Origin of the sequence: Bacillus bingmayongensis, from assembly GCF_000299035.1 — a bacterium.
Classification (GTDB): Bacteria; Bacillota; Bacilli; order Bacillales; family Bacillaceae_G; genus Bacillus_A; species Bacillus_A bingmayongensis.
In genome coordinates this window covers 1-1,968 of sequence record NZ_AKCS01000073.1, presented here as the reverse complement: position 1 = coordinate 1,968, position 1,968 = coordinate 1, and the positions used below count along the sequence as shown (strand labels likewise).

The window sequence follows — 1,968 nt, the reverse complement described above, 5'->3', positions numbered from 1 at the left end:
TAAACCTACAATTCCTCCACTAAAATGAACTACCAGGTAAGCAGCTAGAATTTGTACTAGTAGCCTCGGTAATGCCGGAAAATCTTTTCCACGAGTTTTATAATAGTCATCTATTAAACCTATAATAACTAGTAAAAAACTCCCAGAAATGATAGCAATATTGGCAGTATCAAAATTATATCCCAATATTTTAGTTAATTGTACTGCAGCAAGAAAACCTAAAAAAATACCAATCCCACCCAATAATGGTATTGGATTTTTATGTATTTTTCTGCTAATAGGTATATCAACAAAATTCCATTTAACGGCAAATTTCATTATAAAAGGTACTGAAAACCATGTAACTGCAAAAGCAAACAAACCTATTAAAACCCCATACATATCAATTTATTCCTTTCTTTAGAAAAATAACTAATTGTGAAGGTTTATACTTAAACTATTTGGCAGTTTAGTTAAAGAAGCAGGATTAATGAAATTGCCTTTTGTAAAAAAGTGGGTTCATCTCCACATTTATCTAGATAAAAAAGCTTGATTACAATACTCTCTCAAAGAGTTTATAAAATGGATCGTTGCATTCTTTCGTTCCCAGCGATTTTTATAATTGGACTTGACTTGGACTCTCCCTCTAATTCTAAGTGCCTCATGAAGAATGTCAGAATACCTTAAATCAAAGTCCTTGATCACTTCTTCACAGGCCAGTTCCTTTGATGTAATCTTTCCTGTTTTCAATGTATAGTACACTCGACATAAGGTTAAAACAATGAACTCAATCCAAAAATCGAATAAAAACAAATAGCTTTGGGAAGCTTTACTCGCTATATAGTGGTTAAGATTGTACTCCATCTCCTGCATAACATCCTTCCAATCAATATTTGAGTAATAAGTAGAAAATTTCGGACCGTAAACAGCATATGAATCATGAACAAGCTGATAAACCGCAATTTTCATAAGCTTTCTTTTTCCCTTACACTTTGTACCCTCAAAAAACGGGAAAGATTTATGTAAATGTAATTGATTCTGCTCATCCAAGGATAAGTACTCACATTCAAACTTTTTGACCAATGGACATTTAGCTCTAACCTTCTTATGAAGGTGCGATAGTTTTATTAACTCTTCGCCCGTCAATTCCTGATTAAAAACTGTAACAAAATCAATATCACTGCTTTCAGGATGAAAGGCACCTATAACGTTTGATCCATATAAATAGACACCAAGAACTTGATTTGGAAACATTTCGTTCAACCTGCTACTATAGAGCATCATTACTTTCTTGACTTCGTTATGGATCATATTTCTTTAACTCCTTTATGTTTCAATTAGCTTAACTCCTTGTTTTACAATCCCTTCCCATAATGGATATTTTTCAGGCTCAAGCATAATCATCGTAAATCCACTTAGGAAAGATAAATAAGCCCACGTTTTATCGCGAAGTTCTTGTTCGGTTTCATTTAGACTAGAGCGCTTCTTCAACAATTCAGTCATTCTCTCTACAAACTCATAAGTGATGAAAACTGCTTCTTGCTCTAGCTCCGGAAACCTACCAGATTGGGAAAACAGATATTGTAAAATTCGTAGGTTTGATGGATCTTCACGATATTTCCTCACGTGATGCCTCACCATCTGCTCTAATTGCTCTGACAATTCTAGGCTTTCTGGTAAATACAGTTGTCCTTTTCTAGTCTCTTGAAATGCTTCTTTAACGGTATTCTCAAACAAGTCCTCCTTGCTAGGAAAATACAGTAAAATCGTAGCAGGATTAATACCTATTGCCTGCCCTATACTAGAAAGGGTAGTCTTAGAAAAAACCTCTCTTGGAAATTGCCTTTTTGCTTCTTTTAATATGACATTTCGCTTCTCTAGTCGCTGTTGATTGTTGACTGTTCTTGCCATTCATAATCCCTCACAATATATTAAATAAATAAACGTTTATTTATTTAATATAAATGAATTACATATGGAAGTAAATAC

General features: G+C 33.7%; 2 protein-coding genes and 1 pseudogene. All 3 read right to left on the bottom strand.

Annotated elements, in window-relative coordinates:
* Positions 1-381, bottom strand: a pseudogene (locus tag Y7E_RS0106835) (undecaprenyl/decaprenyl-phosphate alpha-N-acetylglucosaminyl 1-phosphate transferase); the annotation flags it as partial.
* A 129-nt stretch (positions 382-510) separates the two neighbouring features.
* A complete protein-coding gene (locus Y7E_RS0106830; RefSeq protein ID WP_017150377.1) occupies positions 511-1,290 on the bottom strand; it encodes a nucleotidyltransferase domain-containing protein in 780 nt (259 codons plus the stop codon).
* 15 nt (positions 1,291-1,305) lie between these two features.
* The gene (locus Y7E_RS0106825) at positions 1,306-1,890 is read right to left on the bottom strand and encodes a TetR/AcrR family transcriptional regulator (protein WP_017150538.1); all 585 of its coding nucleotides are present in this window, start codon (positions 1,888-1,890) and stop codon (positions 1,306-1,308) included.
* Positions 1,891-1,968: the final 78 nt, after the last annotated feature.